This is a genomic window from Acinetobacter sp. V116_7, assembly GCF_056735735.1.
This window is the reverse complement of sequence record NZ_JBWZIF010000023.1, coordinates 18,498-34,983: the sequence shown is the minus strand read 5'-3', so window position 1 is coordinate 34,983 and position 16,486 is coordinate 18,498. Positions and strand designations below refer to the sequence as shown.

At 38.3% G+C, this 16,486-nt stretch carries 17 protein-coding genes and 1 pseudogene; 8 read left to right on the top strand and 10 right to left on the bottom strand.

Annotated features, from left to right (window positions below; all coding sequences use genetic code 11):
* Positions 1 to 12: 12 nt before the first annotated feature.
* A complete protein-coding gene (locus AC1PJP_RS09650) occupies positions 13 to 393 on the bottom strand; it encodes a winged helix-turn-helix transcriptional regulator (protein WP_013196976.1) in 381 nt (126 codons plus the stop codon).
* 116 nt (positions 394 to 509) lie between these two features.
* Between AC1PJP_RS09650 and AC1PJP_RS09645 the strand changes: the two genes are divergently transcribed.
* The gene (locus AC1PJP_RS09645; protein WP_016143322.1) at positions 510 to 1,070 is read left to right on the top strand and encodes a flavodoxin family protein; all 561 of its coding nucleotides are present in this window, start codon (positions 510 to 512) and stop codon (positions 1,068 to 1,070) included.
* Positions 1,071 to 1,107: 37 nt separating this feature from the next.
* Here the strand turns inward: AC1PJP_RS09645 and AC1PJP_RS09640 are convergent, their stop codons facing one another.
* From AC1PJP_RS09640 to rpoD, 6 genes are all read right to left on the bottom strand, one after another.
* Positions 1,108 to 2,493: an APC family permease gene (locus AC1PJP_RS09640; protein ID WP_013196978.1), complete on the bottom strand. Its 1,386-nt coding sequence runs from the start codon at positions 2,491 to 2,493 to the stop codon at positions 1,108 to 1,110.
* A gap of 266 nt (positions 2,494 to 2,759) precedes the next feature.
* Entirely contained in the window at positions 2,760 to 3,944 is a 1,185-nt protein-coding gene (locus AC1PJP_RS09635) for an iron-containing alcohol dehydrogenase (RefSeq protein ID WP_199988260.1), read from the bottom strand.
* Position 3,945: 1 nt separating this feature from the next.
* Positions 3,946 to 4,479, bottom strand: a complete 534-nt coding sequence (locus AC1PJP_RS09630) for a hypothetical protein (RefSeq protein WP_004789401.1) — start codon at positions 4,477 to 4,479, stop codon at positions 3,946 to 3,948.
* Between the two features lie 81 nt (positions 4,480 to 4,560).
* Positions 4,561 to 5,214: a lipoyl(octanoyl) transferase LipB gene (gene lipB, locus AC1PJP_RS09625; RefSeq protein ID WP_199988261.1), complete on the bottom strand. Its 654-nt coding sequence runs from the start codon at positions 5,212 to 5,214 to the stop codon at positions 4,561 to 4,563.
* Positions 5,215 to 5,419: 205 nt separating this feature from the next.
* Positions 5,420 to 5,707 carry a YbeD family protein gene (locus tag AC1PJP_RS09620; protein WP_002116017.1) on the bottom strand — a complete coding sequence of 96 codons (288 nt, stop codon included), beginning with the start codon at positions 5,705 to 5,707 and terminating at the stop codon, positions 5,420 to 5,422.
* A 97-nt stretch (positions 5,708 to 5,804) separates the two neighbouring features.
* Positions 5,805 to 7,688 carry an RNA polymerase sigma factor RpoD gene (rpoD, locus tag AC1PJP_RS09615; protein WP_005310050.1) on the bottom strand — a complete coding sequence of 628 codons (1,884 nt, stop codon included), beginning with the start codon at positions 7,686 to 7,688 and terminating at the stop codon, positions 5,805 to 5,807.
* 358 nt (positions 7,689 to 8,046) lie between these two features.
* On the opposite strand from rpoD, the gene AC1PJP_RS09610 reads away from it, so the two are divergent.
* The gene (locus tag AC1PJP_RS09610; protein ID WP_002116495.1) at positions 8,047 to 8,253 is read left to right on the top strand and encodes a PA3496 family putative envelope integrity protein; all 207 of its coding nucleotides are present in this window, start codon (positions 8,047 to 8,049) and stop codon (positions 8,251 to 8,253) included.
* Between the two features lie 74 nt (positions 8,254 to 8,327).
* A complete protein-coding gene (locus AC1PJP_RS09605) occupies positions 8,328 to 8,852 on the top strand; it encodes a YecA/YgfB family protein (protein ID WP_004789407.1) in 525 nt (174 codons plus the stop codon).
* Positions 8,853 to 9,148: 296 nt separating this feature from the next.
* On the opposite strand, the gene trhO is transcribed toward AC1PJP_RS09605, so the two are convergent.
* Positions 9,149 to 10,081, bottom strand: a complete 933-nt coding sequence (gene trhO / locus AC1PJP_RS09600; RefSeq protein WP_049838014.1) for an oxygen-dependent tRNA uridine(34) hydroxylase TrhO — start codon at positions 10,079 to 10,081, stop codon at positions 9,149 to 9,151.
* 111 nt (positions 10,082 to 10,192) lie between these two features.
* Between trhO and AC1PJP_RS09595 the strand changes: the two genes are divergently transcribed.
* Positions 10,193 to 10,678 carry a DUF1289 domain-containing protein gene (locus AC1PJP_RS09595; RefSeq protein WP_199988262.1) on the top strand — a complete coding sequence of 162 codons (486 nt, stop codon included), beginning with the start codon at positions 10,193 to 10,195 and terminating at the stop codon, positions 10,676 to 10,678.
* 80 nt (positions 10,679 to 10,758) lie between these two features.
* Here the strand turns inward: AC1PJP_RS09595 and gltA are convergent, their stop codons facing one another.
* Positions 10,759 to 12,033 carry a citrate synthase gene (gene gltA / locus AC1PJP_RS09590; RefSeq protein WP_004789414.1) on the bottom strand — a complete coding sequence of 425 codons (1,275 nt, stop codon included), beginning with the start codon at positions 12,031 to 12,033 and terminating at the stop codon, positions 10,759 to 10,761.
* 364 nt (positions 12,034 to 12,397) lie between these two features.
* A pseudogene (locus tag AC1PJP_RS09585) lies at positions 12,398 to 12,478 on the bottom strand (hypothetical protein); the annotation flags it as partial.
* Positions 12,479 to 12,975: 497 nt separating this feature from the next.
* Here AC1PJP_RS09585 and sdhC point away from each other — a divergent pair.
* From sdhC to AC1PJP_RS09565, 4 genes are read left to right on the top strand one after another with little or no spacing between them, the layout of a single operon-like run.
* Complete coding sequence (sdhC, locus tag AC1PJP_RS09580; RefSeq protein WP_081399112.1) at positions 12,976 to 13,377, top strand: succinate dehydrogenase, cytochrome b556 subunit; 402 nt, start codon at positions 12,976 to 12,978, stop codon at positions 13,375 to 13,377.
* Entirely contained in the window at positions 13,377 to 13,742 is a 366-nt protein-coding gene (sdhD, locus tag AC1PJP_RS09575) for a succinate dehydrogenase, hydrophobic membrane anchor protein (RefSeq protein ID WP_003655454.1), read from the top strand. Before sdhC ends, sdhD begins: the two co-directional genes overlap by 1 nt.
* Positions 13,743 to 13,754: 12 nt before the next feature.
* Positions 13,755 to 15,590, top strand: a complete 1,836-nt coding sequence (sdhA, locus tag AC1PJP_RS09570) for a succinate dehydrogenase flavoprotein subunit (RefSeq protein WP_199988263.1) — start codon at positions 13,755 to 13,757, stop codon at positions 15,588 to 15,590.
* Between the two features lie 14 nt (positions 15,591 to 15,604).
* Positions 15,605 to 16,315 carry a succinate dehydrogenase iron-sulfur subunit gene (locus tag AC1PJP_RS09565; protein ID WP_005310066.1) on the top strand — a complete coding sequence of 237 codons (711 nt, stop codon included), beginning with the start codon at positions 15,605 to 15,607 and terminating at the stop codon, positions 16,313 to 16,315.
* The last annotated feature ends 171 nt before the right edge of the window (positions 16,316 to 16,486 follow it).

Genomic DNA, 16,486 nt, shown 5'->3' with positions numbered 1-16,486 from the left:
AGGATTCTTGGGTTAAGCTTGCTCTAGCACTTTTTCATCATAAGTCATTTGAGCTGCTAAAACTTGCTCAATATTGGTTTCGGCCCATTCCTTTAATTGGAATGCCATTGAAGCTACATTTTGCCCTAAAGCGGTAAGTGAGTAATCAACACGAATTGGGGATGTATTCTGAATTTTACGCTCAATAAAACCGTCTCTCTCCAGCATTTTTAACTTCTGTGATAAGACTTTAGGGGAGATACCTTGAATATTCTTTTTGAGCAAATTGAAGTGCTGAGTTTCTTCCTCAAGAACATTTAAAATCAATAAAACCCATTTATCTGCAATTTTTTCAAAAAATAAACGAGCAGGGCAATGTTGTTGAAAAATATTATATTTTAGACATTCATTCATACCATTTACCTATAATTTCTTGAAAAATTACCCTAGTTACCAACTAGTAACTAATTGACACCTAGTTTCTAAAATATATCATAAAGTGGAATTTAATAAAACAAAGGTTTGCTCCCATGTCTAACTCTAATATCGCGGTTGTATATTTCTCTGGTTATGGCCACACTAAAGTCGTGGCTGAAACGTTTGCAAACGAAATTAATGCTCAGCTCATCCAAATTGATCAAGAGGGAAATATTACTGATCAAGATTGGCAGACATTAAATGATGCGAAGGGGATTGTTTTTGGTGCGCCTACTTATATGGGTACAGCGCCATGGCAGTTTAAAAAGTTTGCTGATGCAACTTCAAAAGTGTGGTTTACACGTGGTTGGCAAGATAAAGTATTTGCAGGTTTTACAAACAGTGCGAGCTTAAATGGTGATAAGCAAGTAACTCTTATTCAACTGCAAACTTTAGCATCACAGCATGGTGGCATTTGGGTGAGTCTTGGTTTATTGCCAGCAAATACGAAAGATGCAACACGTGAAGATGTAAACAACTTAGGCGGCTCAGTTGGGCTTTTAGTTCAATCGCCTTCTGATGCAAGTGTGGAAGAGGTTCCAACAGGTGATCTTGAAACAGCAAAACTTTATGCTCAACGTGTACAAAGCATTGTAAATAAAATTTTTGGTTAATTTGACCATAAAAAAGGCGCTTTAAGCGCCTTTTTTATTACTCATGTTCATTATGCTGTGGAGCATTATATTTAAAGCCTTTGGTTTTATAGGCAAGATAACCTACACCAATAACGGCCCAAGCTAAGCCAATTTGTAAGGCAAGCTTATCAATCTCTAACCACATCATAAACACACTGGCAAAACCAAGCGTTGGTATAGCAATATAATTAATGATGTCTTTAAGCGTTTTATTCTTGCCATCTCTTAATGCATAGCGAGAAACTACAGAGAAGTTAACAAAACTAAAAGCAGTTAAAGCACCAAAACTAATCAAGTTAACAATATGTTCAAGATCTAGAAAACCAGCAGATAAAGCAACCACGCCAACAATAAGAATATTGTAAGTTGGAGTGTGCAATTTTGGACTGATATGACCAAATAATTTCTTGTTGATAACTCCATCTCGTCCCATCACATACATTAAGCGTGATACACCCGCATGTGCAGAAATACCTGATGCCATCACAGCGACTACAGCAAAATATAAAACCAAAGTTTTAAACATCAAACTACCAATCGCAGCGACCATCACAGGTTGTGATTCATCTAACGGATTGAAGTAAGTGTTTGGGTTGCTTGGGAAATATAATTGGATAAAGTAAGTACTTACAATGAAAATAATACCTGCAAGTAATGCTGTAGAAAAAATAGCTTTTGGTAGCGTTTTTTCTGCATCTTTTGTTTCTTCAGCAAGAGAAGATAAAGCATCAAATCCGGTAAAAGAGAAGCAGAGTACAGTCGCGCCAGCAATTAAAGAACTGACAGATGTCATATCGTTCCAAAACGGAGTTAATGACCACAATGCCGCTTTATCTGGATTTAAAGTTCCATCTGCATATACACCTTGAGTAAGTAAGATATATACTTGATAAACAAAATAAAAAATTACGCCAAGCTGAATAACAACAATCGTACTGTTAAAACGTGCAACGAACCGTGCACCAAATAAATTAATAACAGTCATGAGCGTTGTTAAACCAATCACCCATAACCAGTTATTTACTTCTGGAAAAAGAGCTCTTAGATAAATATCTGCCAAGATAATATTAACAAGCGGTGACAATAGATAGTCTAACCAAGAAGACCAACCCACCATAAAGCCAACATTAGGGTGAATTGATTTTTGAGCATACGTATAAGCCGACCCAGAAGAAGGGTAGCGCTTAATCATATGTCCATAACTGATCGATGTTAATAAGATTGCGACTAATGCAAAAATGTAGGAAGTTGGTACATGACCACCACTTCGTTCTGACACTAAACCAAAAGTATCAAATAACGTTAATGGTTGAATGTAAGCTAAACCAATAATAACAATATGCCAAAGTACAAGATTCTTTTGAAGCTTGCCTGTTGGTTTAGTCCCAGATAAATTTGTCAACGGCGTTATCCTCATAATCGTTGATCAAGGATCAGCTTGGTGTTAAGGATCGTTTGAGACGAACGATCCCCCCTACAGAAAAAGATAAAGTGCGCCAATCTATCCTAAATTGATATAAATTGTCAGTACTTTCATCTATTTTTTAGCAATTTTTTTGCCATATGTTTCAAATAAAATAATCAATAAAAATGCTTAGTGATAAAAAAGGTCTGATTCAATATATAAATCAGACCTTTATGTAGTTTCTTGGAGTTTAACTTATCGAATTACCAAGCTTTTTCTAAGATATCTCGGATATCTTTTAAGCTTGCTTCTTTCGGGTTATAAATAATTGAGCCATCATTTAGTGCTTTTTCTGCAACTTCATCAAGCTGTGCCTCAGTTACTTTGCCTGTTTCACGTAAAGTGCGTGGTAACTTTGTTAAAGTAAATAGGCGATCACGCATTGCTAAGATAGTCGTAATTGCTCTATCTGCGCGCTGGCTTGCTGGAGTTTGTGCATAAATATCTGCACCAGCAAGCGGTAATAGTAACTCACCAATTTTCTGACCATTTACTTGTTTATTATATTCAAGTACATAAGGTAAGAATAAATTCATGCATAGACCGTGGGGTAGGTGAGCAACAGCACCTAAAGCATGCCCTAAAGAGTGAACTAAGCCGACCATTGAATTAGAAAATGCAATACCGGCCATTGTGGAAGCTTGAGCTAACTCTAAGCGGCCTTGTGAGTCATTTGGGTTTTCTAAGACATTAAAGAGATTTTCACTAATCTTTTTAATTCCGGCACTTGCATAAGCATCGCTCAATGGATTAGCAGCCATACATGTATAGGCTTCAACACAATGCGTTAATGCATCCATACCAGTCATTGCAGTTAAATGAGGCGGTAATGTAAGCGTCATGCGCGGATCCAAAATCGCTGCATGTGGCATTAAATAATAAGAAGCAAATGCTAACTTAACATTCTTTTGAGTATCTGAAACCACGGCAACCATTGTTACTTCAGAACCAGTGCCAGAAGTTGTTGGAATCACAAAAAATGGTTTTAATGGCTTCGGTAGGTTGTGAGCACCTGCATATTGCAATAAGTCATTTCCACCTTCAGAAACTAAAATATTAGTTGCTTTAGACGTGTCTATGACTGAGCCACCACCAACAGCAATAATCGCATCACATTTGTTTGCTCGATAAGCTTCTGCTGCAAGACGAACGACCTCTAAACTTGAGTCGGGTGGAACATCATCAAAAACATGACCAATGACAGCATCAGTTGTACTAAATGCAGCTTCAATCGGATTTAATAAGCCATTTGCTCGTACACCCTTATCTGTAATGATAAGAGGGCGTTTTGCACCCAAAGTTGCAAGCTCAAACGGAATATGTTCTAGCGCAGCATTACCAGCAATGACTTTTACAGGACAAAAGAATTCGTAATATGGTTTGGCCATGTTATGCGCTCCGCTTGAAATAGGACTTGGCTACTTTTAGGTAAATATTTGCAGCCTCGTTGAATTTTTCTTTTAGACTAAGTTCGGTTGGGTATTCTTTGACTGCTAGTGAAGCAACCAATTTAGGTAAAATAAGAGCTTCCATTTTATTTAGGCAACGTACTAAGCGGATAGCAGCAGATACATCACCATCGGCAATCATGCGGTCATTGGCAAATGCTTGAGCAGTACTTTCTTGAAAAGAAAATACCAAAAAGGCATGAGTCACGTGTTTGAATGTAATCGTTAAGTCTGGTTTTCTTTCAGCTCTTTGAAGTAGTTCTAACTGTTTGTCTTCTGTAACTCGAGCAAAAAATGCTGGTCCATTCGGGAAAACATTCATTGAAAGTACAAAGTGAACAGGAAATTTAGATACTTCCTCTTGTATTTCAGTGTCCACTTGACTTGCCATGACCAAGCCACGACCAATAACATCCATCATGAGCTTAACGTAGGCAAGTTGCAGAGTCGGCTTTACCGCTTTTGTCGAAATCACTCGCGTATCCCTTGTTAAAATTATGCGAAAGCAAATTTAGAGTAATTACTCTAATCCATTTTTATTTCATCGCAAAGCGATTTATTCATATTTGACTTTAGGGTCATTAAAGTACCCAGTACCATTAATATACTCAATAAAGTCCTGACAAAGTTGACCAAATGATGGATAAGGAGTCACTAAATCTTGTATACGTACCATTTCTAAGCCTGCATAGCCGCAAGGGTTGATGGTCTGGAATCCATCTAAGGCACAGTCCAAGTTTAATGCTAATCCATGATAACTACGACCACGACGAATTTTAAAACCTAAAGAACCAATCTTACGACCATCTACATATACTCCAGGTGCATCGGGCTTGGCATAAGCTTCAATTCCATATTTTTTTAAAACATCTATCATGAATTGTTCAGCAAAACTAACCAATGTACGTACGTTCCATTTTAGACGATTAAGGTCAAACATAAAGTAAGCAACCAGTTGACCTGGCCCATGCCAAGTCACTTGCCCGCCACGATCAGTTTGTACGACTGGAATATTTGATGAAATTAGGATGTGTTCTGGTTTACCAGCTTGACCTTGTGTTAAGACATTATGATGTTGAAGTAACCATAACTCATCAGGCGTATCTTGATCACGCTCGTTTGTTAAGAGTTTCATGGTTTCAAACTTGCTTTGATAATCTTGTAAATCGTTCCATTGGCGAATGATCAAGTTAGGTTTATCAAGGCTCATCACAATATTTTCCTATAAGTTGGTTTCTGCGGCACCCAGTTAATATCTGTAAGATAGAAGCCGAAAACCCTGTAATTTTAAAGGATTTTATAATAGGGTTTCTAAATATTTGTATTGTTTTTTCACTGTTTGATAGCTTAAAAATTTCTCAAAAAAATACCACAGTAAGAGTGTCTGACTGTGGTATTGATTGAAGAACTTAAAATTAAAGCGCAGTTCTAATCTGCGGGCAAGCAGCTAAGTCAGCATAAAGTGCATGAACTTGTTCTAATTCTTCAAAGCGCAATTGTGCTGTTAAAGAATGATACTTGCCGGTGCGAGATTCTTGAACTTTTAATGTTGAGTGGTCGAAGTCTGGGAAATGTTTCACCAAAATGTCGACTACAGCAACACGTAATTCTTCACCCGCATCGCCAATAAGTTTAATTGGATAATCCATCGGAAATACCCAAAGATGTTCTTGTAGTTCGCGAGATGGAGTGCGGTCTAACATAAGTTACCTCATGATTTGAAACGCCTGCATTATCGCAGGCGTTTATAGCTCTTTCTATTAAATGGGGCTTGGTTTTGAAATTTCAAGCCTTCAAAACTTAGTCATTTTCCAAGAAAGAACGTAAGTGTTCAGAACGGGAAGGGTGGCGTAATTTACGCAATGCTTTCGCTTCAATCTGACGAATACGTTCACGTGTTACGTCAAACTGCTTGCCCACTTCTTCTAGTGTGTGATCGGTTGGCATATCAATACCAAAACGCATCTTCAATACTTTTGCTTCACGTTCAGTTAAGTTTTCCAATACTTCGCGTGTTGCTTCTTTTAAGCCTTCTGAAGTCGCAGCATCAATTGGAGAAGTGATGTTTTGATCTTCAATGAAATCACCAAGATGCGAATCTTCATCATCACCAATAGGTGTTTCCATTGAAATCGGTTCTTTGGCAATCTTAAGTACCTTACGAACCTTAACTTCGTCCATTTCTAAACGTTCACCTAATTCTTCAGGTGTTGGTTCACGGCCCATTTCTTGTAACAATTGACGAGATACGCGGTTGATCTTGTTAATCGTTTCAATCATATGTACAGGAATACGAATTGTACGAGCCTGATCGGCAATCGAACGGGTAATCGCCTGACGAATCCACCAAGTTGCATAAGTCGAGAATTTATAACCACGACGATATTCAAACTTGTCTACCGCTTTCATCAAACCAATGTTCCCTTCTTGAATCAAGTCAAGGAACTGTAAACCACGGTTGGTATATTTCTTCGCAATCGAAATTACCAAACGAAGGTTGGCTTCTACCATTTCTTTCTTAGCACGGCGTGCTTTCGCTTCACCAATCGCCATACGCTTAGAAATATCTTTAATTTCAGCAACGCTTAAACTAAGTTCTTTCTCAATATCTGCAATTTTTTGCTGGAATGCTAAAACATCCGGACGAACTTTTTCTAAATGCGCCTTGATTTCAGCAGGAGCTTTAGCAATCTGTTCATCTAACCAAGCTGGATTAGATTCTTGCTTAGGGAAAGATGTACGGAATTGAGTACGGTCCATACGGCCACGACGTACTGCATAACGCATGATTTCACGTTCATTGGCACGAATTTGTTCGTGTGTGCCACGAATCATTTCAGAAATGATATCGAATAAACGTGGTGTAAATTTAAACATCATGAACACAGTAGCTAACGCTTCTAAAGCTTCGTCTGCTTCAGGGCTGTTACGGCCATGTTTCTCAATAATACCTTTTGTTTTAGTCCATGCAGATTCAAGTTCATTAAAACGAATCTTTGCAACTTCAGGGTCTGGACCAGACTCACCTTCAGAATCATCGTCGCTTTCTGACTCTTCATCTTCTTCGTCATCGTCAAGCTTAACTTCTTTTGCTGGTGTAGCTGGCGCATCATCTTCTTCAAGTTCAGTTTCTTCTTCTAGAACTTCAGGAATATCTTCGTCAGTTTCCGGATCAAGATAGCCAGATAAAATATCGGCAAGGCGACGTTCGCCAGTCAAGAAATCATTATATTCTTTTAATACAACTTCAACAGCATTTGGCCAGTACGCAATTGAGTTAAGGACATCACGGATCCCTTCTTCAATACGTTTTGCAATGCTGATTTCACCTTCACGGGTTAACAGTTCAACTGTACCCATTTCACGCATGTACATACGTACAGGATCTGTCGTACGTCCAGGCTCATTTTCAACCGATGCAAGTACGGCAGCAGCTTCTTCTTCAGCAACTTCATCGGCTGTGTCAGTTGACTCACCGAACATGGTATCGTCAGATTCAGGTGCACGCTCGTGTACAGGAATACCAACGTCTTGAAGCATTTGAATAATGTCTTCAATCTGTTCGCTTTCAGTAATCGAGTCCGGCAGATGATCGTTAACCTCAGCGTAAGTTAAGTAACCTTGTTCTTTGCCTCGGCTAATCAGAGCCGCTACTTGAGAAGTAGGGGAATGCATATCGCTCATCTTTGCTTACTCTTCGTTGAATCTGTGGCAGTGAAAAACCGTGCATGATAGCACAATTTGCTTGAAATGTTTTGGGTTTGATCGGTAACCGTTAAATAAAAAATATCTTTGAATTCACGTCTGTTTTTTGAATATTGGGCTAAAATCATTTTTTTCAAGCTTAAATCATCGAAAAGATCATAGAATTTTTTCTTGATCAAAAAAATAGTTGAGTTTTATAAATACACAATTTTTCGGGTGAAAAAAAGTACAAATATGCAGTTTAATGAAAAAAATATAAATAAAACTTGACATGATTCTGTAAGAGAGATAAATAGCGCCTAGACCCATTCACATTTTTTCATTAGAGGTAGTTTTAGTGTCTTCTACAGATTTTGAACTAGATGATAACTACGGTGATGATGATGATGTCGGTTTTGATGAGTCATCAGGCAAAATCACTGCGAAAGAATCATTAGAAAAACGTAGATTAATTGATGATCTATTGGCTCAACGCCGTTTAGAGCGTGAGTTGAAAGATTTTGATTATGATTTAGACGATGATGATCTTGATGATGAAGACTAATCAAATCTGAATAGGGCATCGTCAGCTTAAATGCTATGCTATCGTAGATTTCTTTTTTATAGTCAGGTAACACAATGAGTGCGTTAGATTTAGACCAATTAAGTGAATATCTAGATGGAGACCACAATGAGTATGGTCTAGATTTCGCTGCAACTCATGGTTTTCTGTGTGCAATTGCAGTAGGCCCTCAGTTTGACCGTTGGTTAGATGAGCTGTTTGATAATAACCATAAAAAGGTTCCTGCTGAAATTATTCAGCAAATCAAGGCGTGGTTAGAGTCAATTCGACAAGACTTAGCAAATGAGAATGGAATTGTATTTCCATTTGAAATTGAAGAAGCTGATGTTGAATCTAGCTTAGGCGACTGGAGTGTGGGATTTGTTGATGCAATGTTCTTAAATGAAGAGGCATGGTTTGCCCCTGAACATGAAGAACAATTAATTGATTTAACTTTACCAATGATGGTATTTAGTGGAATTGATGAAGAAGATCCGCAGATGGAATCTTTCCGTCGTAATGGACAGTTAATGGATGAACTGGCAGAAGAAATTCCAGATAATTTGAATGAATTATACTTGATGTATCATACTCCAAATTAATTTATTAGAAGAAATAATAAATAACGTCCTTTCTAGGGCGTTTTTTATTATTTGGCTTTTTTAATTGTTTAAAGAATGAAGCAGTCTTTTTTTAAGGTTTATCTTAAATTTGGAGCTTTAATCAGGATGTTGAATGAGTTGTTTTCATAATCTGGTGGAGCTTGATGTTGAAAGTTCTAAAACTAGCTTTTAGTGAATGAATCGGTTTTTGAAGGGCTATGTAGACAAAATATTTTTATTATTTAGTATTTCTATAAAAAAGGCATTTAGAAAACTAAATGCCTTTTCATTAAAAATTATAAACGTTTACGCTTTGCAGCTGCAATTTGAGACTGGCGCATACGGAAACCAGCTTTTTGTTTTTCAGTTGTCTTATCGATGCAATACACGCATGAAACACCATGTTCATAACTTGTTAAAGCTGACTCTTCTGGAGTTAATGGCCAACCACAAGCATGACATTTAATATTTACGCCTTCCTCAACGCCATGAGTTACAGCAGTACGTCCGTCAAATACGAAACATTCGCCTTCCCATAAACTTTCATCGGCAGGGGTTTCTTCTAAGTATTTAAGGATACCGCCTTTGAGGTGATAAACCTCTTGGAAGCCTTCTTGAAGAAGTAAAGATGTTGATTTTTCACAGCGAATACCGCCTGTACAGAACATCGCAATTTTTTTATCTTTATGTTGCTCTAGCTCTTTTTTGACATATTCTGGGAACTCGCGGAATGTCTCAGTTTTAGGGTCGATTGCACCTTTAAAAGTGCCCGCCTTATATTCATAGTCATTACGTGTGTCGATTAAAATTACATCATCACGTGCAATTAAATCATTCCACTCTTTTGGATCGAGGTAGTGGCCCACTAAGTCGCGGGGTTTAACTTCAACACCTAAAGTCACAATCTCTTCTTTAAGTTTAATTTTCATTTTACGGAAAGGTTTGTCAGAGCTATGGGATTCTTTGTATTCCATAGAAGCAAAACCTTCATTAAGCAAAAATTGATAGAGACTATCAATTGCTACACGATCGCCCGCAACAGTACCATTAATTCCTTCACCTGCTACAATCAGAGTTCCACAAAGGTTAATTGTTTTCACTAAGTCTAATAGACGTTGCTGAAGATCTGCAGGATCTTGAACTTCTTTAAATTGATATAGTGCTGCAACAACCCAACCCGCGGTCGCTTGCTGTTCTACAGGTGCAAGCTGTTCTACAGTAGCGTTCATGGAAAACTCCAAATGTATTAAGATATAAATTTAAGGCGCATATTTTAGCGCGAAAATGTGTAATAAGCGAGAAAACCATAAAAAGTATATGGTTTATTTAAGGAGTTTGTTTTGAGTAATGATCATCGAATGCTCTCTCTCACCCCATGTGCAGGGCGTTGTTCAACAGTTTTTGGTGATCAGGTTTGCCGTGGTTGTCGCCGTTTTAACCATGAAGTGATTCAATGGAATACATATACAGCAGAGCAACGCTTGGCTGTGTGGAAGCGCTTAGATGATCAGTTGAATCAAATTCTAGTACCTATGTTGCCTCATGCGAACTTACAGCATGTAGAGGGATTTATTTTAAGTAAGCGTGTTCGGTTGATGGAAGGGGCGAGTAAAGGTCGCAAGCTTTATCATGCTTTGAAAATATGTGAAAAAAATAAGCATCTAGCAACAGAAAGTGGTTTGGGTATTTTAGAACCTCAAGTCAAAACAATATGGGTTGAATTTGAAAGACGTGTTCTAGCTTTGGCTAAAGCGAGTTATGAGTTGGCTTGGTTAAGAGCTGATGGAATTAGTCATCATTTATTAAGTGTGTTTGATGAAGAATAAGTTTTTAAATTGAATTGAAAATACCACAATAAAAAAGCTGCCAGAAGGCAGCTTTTTTATCATTAATTTTCTTTCGAATATTAACGTTTGATGTCGCGCTGAGTCGGGCCAGTGTAAAGCTGACGAGGACGACCGATTTTGTATGGTGCGCTGTGCATTTCTAACCAGTGGCTGATCCAACCTACTGTACGTGCAAGAGCAAAGATTACTGTAAACATTTCTGTTGGGATACCAATCGCTTTAAGGATGATACCTGAGTAGAAGTCTACGTTAGGGTAAAGTTTACGTTCAACAAAGTACGGGTCGTTCAATGCAATACGTTCAAGTTCCATAGCAAGCGCTAATTGAGGATCATTGATATTTAATGCTTCAAGAACTTCGTCACAAGTTTGTTTCATGACTTTAGCACGTGGGTCGAAGTTTTTGTACACACGGTGACCGAAGCCCATGAGTTTAACTTCTTTACGTTTTACTTTTTCCATGAACTCAGCAACGTTTTCTACACTGCCGATTTCATCAAGCATCTTAAGAACAGCTTCGTTTGCACCACCGTGAGCAGGTCCCCAAAGCGCAGAAATACCTGAAGAGATACATGCGTATGGGTTTGCACCAGTAGAACCAGCAAGACGTACTGTAGATGTCGAAGCATTTTGTTCGTGATCAGCGTGAAGCGTGAAGATACGATCCATTGCACGAGCAAGAACAGGATTTACTTTGTAATCACGGTCAGCAGGAGTAGCAAACATCATGTGTAAGAAGTTTTCCGCGTAATTTAAGTCATTACGTGGATAGATGAATGGTTGACCTACTGTGTATTTGTAACTCCAAGCAGCAAGCGTTGGAATTTTTGCAATTAGACGAATCGCAGTGATTTCACGGTGATTGATGTCTTCAATGTCGAGGTTGTTGTGATAAAACGCAGATAATGCGCCAACAACACCAACCATGATCGCCATAGGGTGAGCATCACGACGGAAACCATTGAAGAAACGGCTAACTTGGTCGTGAACCATAGTATGAGCACGAACTTTGGCATCAAATTCTGTTTTTTGTTCAGCAGTTGGGAGCTCGCCATTTAATAATAAATAACAAGTTTCAAGATAGTCTGCTTGAGTTGCTAACTGGTCGATTGGGTAACCGCGGTGTAATAAAATACCTTTGTCACCATCAATGAACGTAATTTTAGACTCGCATGCAGCTGTCGCCATAAAACCAGGATCGAAAGTAAAATGACCTTCTTTCAATATGCTGCTGACATCAATTACATCTGGACCTAAAGTGCCACTGTAGATTGGTAAACCAATTTCTTTGCCATCAAGATGTAATACGGCTTTTTTGCCATTTGCTTCAGACATTCAATAGATCTCCTGTCCTGGTGAATGTTGATCTGACTCGAAATCCTAATGTTCTCATGTGCGAATCAGACGGTGTCAAAATTTGCTATAAGATTAGTGAGTACTGAAATTTTGTCAATTATACTTATGGATAAAAAATAACGTTCTCACAGAGAGTTAGTCATCAAGACCCGAGCAAAAAAGTCAGTAAAATCACTGCATCGGGATGGTATAATAAGTCAATTCAACAAGAACGTGCAGAAAAAAAATGAAGTATGAGTACAATTGTAAGCAAATTTTTAAATTAAGATTAGGAATGGTAAGTCGGTAGAAAATGCCAATCCAATTAAAAAAATCATAAAACTCATGGCCTAATTTAAAATTGCTAATCAAAAAAAACTCTATTTTTATTTAGTTGTAACAAAGAATGTTGATGTTTTTTTAAGTTTAATTGTATAAAAAATAGCTAATTGAACAGCTTTAAAATAATTAAAAATTTTATTTTCAATAAAAATTGCTTTCTCAAATGTATTTTAGATTGACTGATTTGTATTGAATCCAACTAACTTCACTTAGTTGAATTGTAGCTTTTATTGAAAATATGAGCAGTTACTAACATTTTTCTATTTATATGATGAATTTATGACTTTATCTTTAGTCTAAAATTTGCTTATTTAAAAGAAATTGCAGAAAAAATAAAATTAAATAAAAAGTTATTTTAAACAATAACATGATGGAACTCTACATGCGATTTTAATAGGGTTAACAGGGTGATATCATTGTTAATGATTCTTATTTAATTGTTTTTTGCTTAAATGGTAAAGTGGATTGTTTGTATTTTGATACTTCGCGTTTTATAATTCAGTGTCGTTTATAGGTTAGGCATGAGCTGTGCTTGCCTAACAATGCCAGCTTTCCTTGGAATTAATTCAACAAACTCCGGTCGGAGTTTCTACCTACAGGATGCCCGCTGTGAAAAGCAACAGACCTGTCAATTTGTCCATGGGTCAGGTGTTAGCGGTAAATTTACGCTCACCCGTGGCTATTGCATCAATTTTACACCGTTTATCAGGTGTCATCGTTTTCTTATTAGTACCAGTTCTATTATGGATTTTAGATAAATCATTATCTTCACCAGAAGGATTTGACTACGTTAAAAATGTCGTGTTTGGAAATATCCTTGTACGTTTTATCGTTTGGGTATTTGTAGCCGGCTTGTTATTCCACTTTATTGCTGGAGTAAAGCACTTACTTGCAGATTTAGGTTTTGCTGAAGAACTGCAAAGTGGTCGTATAGCAGCGACAATTTCATTGATCTTATCTGTGGTAGCTATTATCGCAGCCTTTATATGGATTATGTTCTAATGAAAAGTGCTACAGGTTTAACTGGTTCAGGTTCTCGTGATTGGTTTATCCAGCGTGTAAGTGCGGTTGTGCTTGCAGCCTATACTGTTGTTCTTTTGGGTTGGATTCTCTGCAAAGGTGGATTTGACTATCAACAATGGGCTGGTTTCATGATGACATTACCAATGAAGATTTTCTCTTTATTGGCAATTTTATCGCTTATCGCACACGCATGGATTGGTATGTGGCAAGTTTTTACTGACTATGTCACTACTCGTCAAATGGGTCCTTCAGCGAAAGGTTTACGCCTTGTACTGACGACGGCTGTCATTATTGCAGTGTTTGTGTACGCAATCTGGGGTATCCAGATTTTCTGGGCGAATTGATAGGAAGACATCATGGGCGCGATAACCCCTAAAGAAGATTATTCAAATATTCAAAACCTCACTTTCGATGCAGTTATCGTTGGTGGTGGTGGTTCTGGTATGCGTGCATCTTACCAACTTGCTCAAGCAGGTTTGAAAGTTGCAGTACTCACTAAAGTTTTCCCAACACGTTCGCACACTGTAGCTGCTCAAGGTGGTATCGGTGCGTCGTTAGGTAATATGCAAGAAGATAACTGGCATTTCCATTTTTACGATACAGTAAAAGGTTCTGACTGGTTAGGTGACCAAGACGCAATTGAATTTATGTGTCGTGAAGCACCAAAAGTTGTATATGAACTTGAACACATGGGTATGCCGTTTGACCGTAACGCTGATGGTACAATTTACCAACGTCCGTTCGGTGGTCACTCTGCTAACTATGGTGATAAACCAGTTCCACGTGCTTGTGCTGCTGCGGACCGTACAGGTCATGCATTATTGCACACGCTTTATCAAAGCAACGTGAAAATGGGTACTCAATTCTTCGTTGAGTGGATCGCTCTTGATTTGATTCGTAACGAAGCTGGTGATGTTCTTGGTGTAACAGCAATTGACCAAGAAACTGGTAACATTTCAGTATTCCAAGCAAAAGCGACATTATTTGCTACTGGTGGTGCTGGTCGTGTTTACCGTGCATCAACAAATGCTTATATCAACACTGGTGACGGTCTTGGTATGGCTGCTCGTGCTGGTATTCCATTGCAAGATATGGAATTCTGGCAATTCCACCCAACGGGTGTTGCGGGCGCTGGTGTATTGTTGACTGAAGGTTGTCGTGGTGAAGGTGCAATCCTTCGTAATAAAGACGGCGAACCGTTCATGGAACGTTATGCACCGACTTTAAAAGACTTGGCTCCACGTGACTTCGTTTCACGCTCTATGGACCAAGAAATTAAAGAAGGTCGTGGTTGTGGTCCAAAAGGTGATTATATCTTACTTGATATGACTCACTTGGGCGCTGATACAATCATGAAGCGTTTACCATCTGTATTTGAGATTGGTAAAAAATTCGCGAACGTTGACATTACAAAAGAAGCGATTCCTGTAGTACCAACAATCCATTATCAAATGGGTGGTATTCCTACGAATATGCATGGTCAAGTGTGCTTACCTGAAGCGGGTACAGACAACTACACTAAACCTGTAAAAGGTTTCTATGCAATTGGCGAATGTTCTTGTGTATCAGTACATGGTGCAAACCGTTTAGGTACTAACTCACTTCTTGACTTGGTTGTATTTGGTAAGGCTGCTGGTGAGCACATTATCGATTACGTAACTAAGCATCATGGTGATGAATATGCACCTCTTCCAACAGATGTATTAGGGCAAACACTCGCTCGCGTACGTAAGTTGGATGAGTCAACTTCTGGTGAAAATGCTCAAGAAGTTGCTGATGCAATTCGTGATATCGTTCAAGATCACGCTGGTGTATTCCGTACTCAAGCATTGCTTGATAAGGGTGTAAAAGAGATCCTTGCTCTTGAGCCACGTGTGCGTAATATCCACTTAAAAGATAAATCTAGAGTATTTAACACTGCACGTGTTGAAGCGCTTGAGGTTGAAAACTTGTATGAAGTTGCAAAAGCAACTCTAATTTCAGCTGCTGCGCGTAAAGAGTGTCGTGGTGCACATACTGTAGTTGATTATGAATTACCAGCTGATCACCCAACTTATTCATACGGTCGCCGTGATGATGAGTGGATGAAACATACGTTATGGTATTCATCAGATAACCGTTTGGAATATAAGCCAGTGCGCTTCAAACCGTTGACTGTTGATGCAATTCCGCCAGCACCACGTACATTCTAATCGGGAGTATAAAGATGAGTAGAGGTACTCGTACATTCGAAATCTACCGCTATGATCCTGATAAGGATAAAGCGCCGTACATGCAAACTTTCAAGCTTGAATTGACTGATAAGCACCGTATGTTGCTTGATGCATTGCTTGCATTGAAAGTTCAAGACGAAACGTTAACATTCCGTCGCTCTTGCCGTGAAGGTATTTGTGGTTCGGATGGTGTGAATATCAATGGTAAAAATGGTTTGGCTTGTCTAGAAAACCTAAATGATTTACCAGAGAAAATCGTAATTCGTCCATTACCAGGTTTGCCGGTAGTTAAAGATTTGGTTGTTGATATGAACCAATTCTATGATCAATATGACAAGATTCAGCCATTCTTGATCAATAACCAGCCAGCTCCACCTAAAGAGCGTTTACAATCTCCTGAAGAGCGTGAACACTTAAACGGTTTGTATGAATGTATTCTTTGTGCATGTTGTTCAACTTCATGTCCATCATTCTGGTGGAACCCTGACAAGTTCTTGGGTCCTTCAGCTTTGTTGAATGCATACCGTTTTATTATCGATTCTCGTGATACTGCAACTGCAGACCGTTTGGCTCGTCTTGACGATCCATTCAGTTTGTTCCGTTGTAAAGGTATCATGAACTGTGTGTCAGTATGTCCTAAAGGTCTAAACCCTACAAAAGCAATCGGTCACATCCGTAATATGCTATTAGATCAAGCGGGTTAATTCTGCACAAATAGAGAACGCACATCCTTGATGTGCGTTTTTTTTTAACTTTATAATGTAAACTTTAGACTTTGGTCGAAAAAGATGAGGTTTTTATATATTGCACCATATATTAAAAGATAAAATCGCATATGTATTTCGCCAATTTATAGGTGGTATGTGTCAAAAAAA

Coding starts and splice junctions, on each gene's coding strand:
- AC1PJP_RS09650 (WP_013196976.1), bottom strand. CDS start 393: ATGAATGAATGTCTAAAATATAATATTTTTCAACAACATTGCCCTGCT.
- gltA (WP_004789414.1), bottom strand. CDS start 12,033: ATGTCTGAAGCAAATGGCAAAAAAGCCGTATTACATCTTGATGGCAAA.
- AC1PJP_RS09565 (WP_005310066.1), top strand. CDS start 15,605: ATGAGTAGAGGTACTCGTACATTCGAAATCTACCGCTATGATCCTGAT.
- lipB (WP_199988261.1), bottom strand. CDS start 5,214: ATGAGCCTTGATAAACCTAACTTGATCATTCGCCAATGGAACGATTTA.
- sdhC (WP_081399112.1), top strand. CDS start 12,976: ATGCCCGCTGTGAAAAGCAACAGACCTGTCAATTTGTCCATGGGTCAG.
- sdhD (WP_003655454.1), top strand. CDS start 13,377: ATGAAAAGTGCTACAGGTTTAACTGGTTCAGGTTCTCGTGATTGGTTT.
- AC1PJP_RS09620 (WP_002116017.1), bottom strand. CDS start 5,707: ATGTTAGACCGCACTCCATCTCGCGAACTACAAGAACATCTTTGGGTA.
- sdhA (WP_199988263.1), top strand. CDS start 13,755: ATGGGCGCGATAACCCCTAAAGAAGATTATTCAAATATTCAAAACCTC.
- AC1PJP_RS09645 (WP_016143322.1), top strand. CDS start 510: ATGTCTAACTCTAATATCGCGGTTGTATATTTCTCTGGTTATGGCCAC.
- AC1PJP_RS09635 (WP_199988260.1), bottom strand. CDS start 3,944: ATGGCCAAACCATATTACGAATTCTTTTGTCCTGTAAAAGTCATTGCT.
- AC1PJP_RS09605 (WP_004789407.1), top strand. CDS start 8,328: ATGAGTGCGTTAGATTTAGACCAATTAAGTGAATATCTAGATGGAGAC.
- trhO (WP_049838014.1), bottom strand. CDS start 10,081: ATGAACGCTACTGTAGAACAGCTTGCACCTGTAGAACAGCAAGCGACC.
- rpoD (WP_005310050.1), bottom strand. CDS start 7,688: ATGAGCGATATGCATTCCCCTACTTCTCAAGTAGCGGCTCTGATTAGC.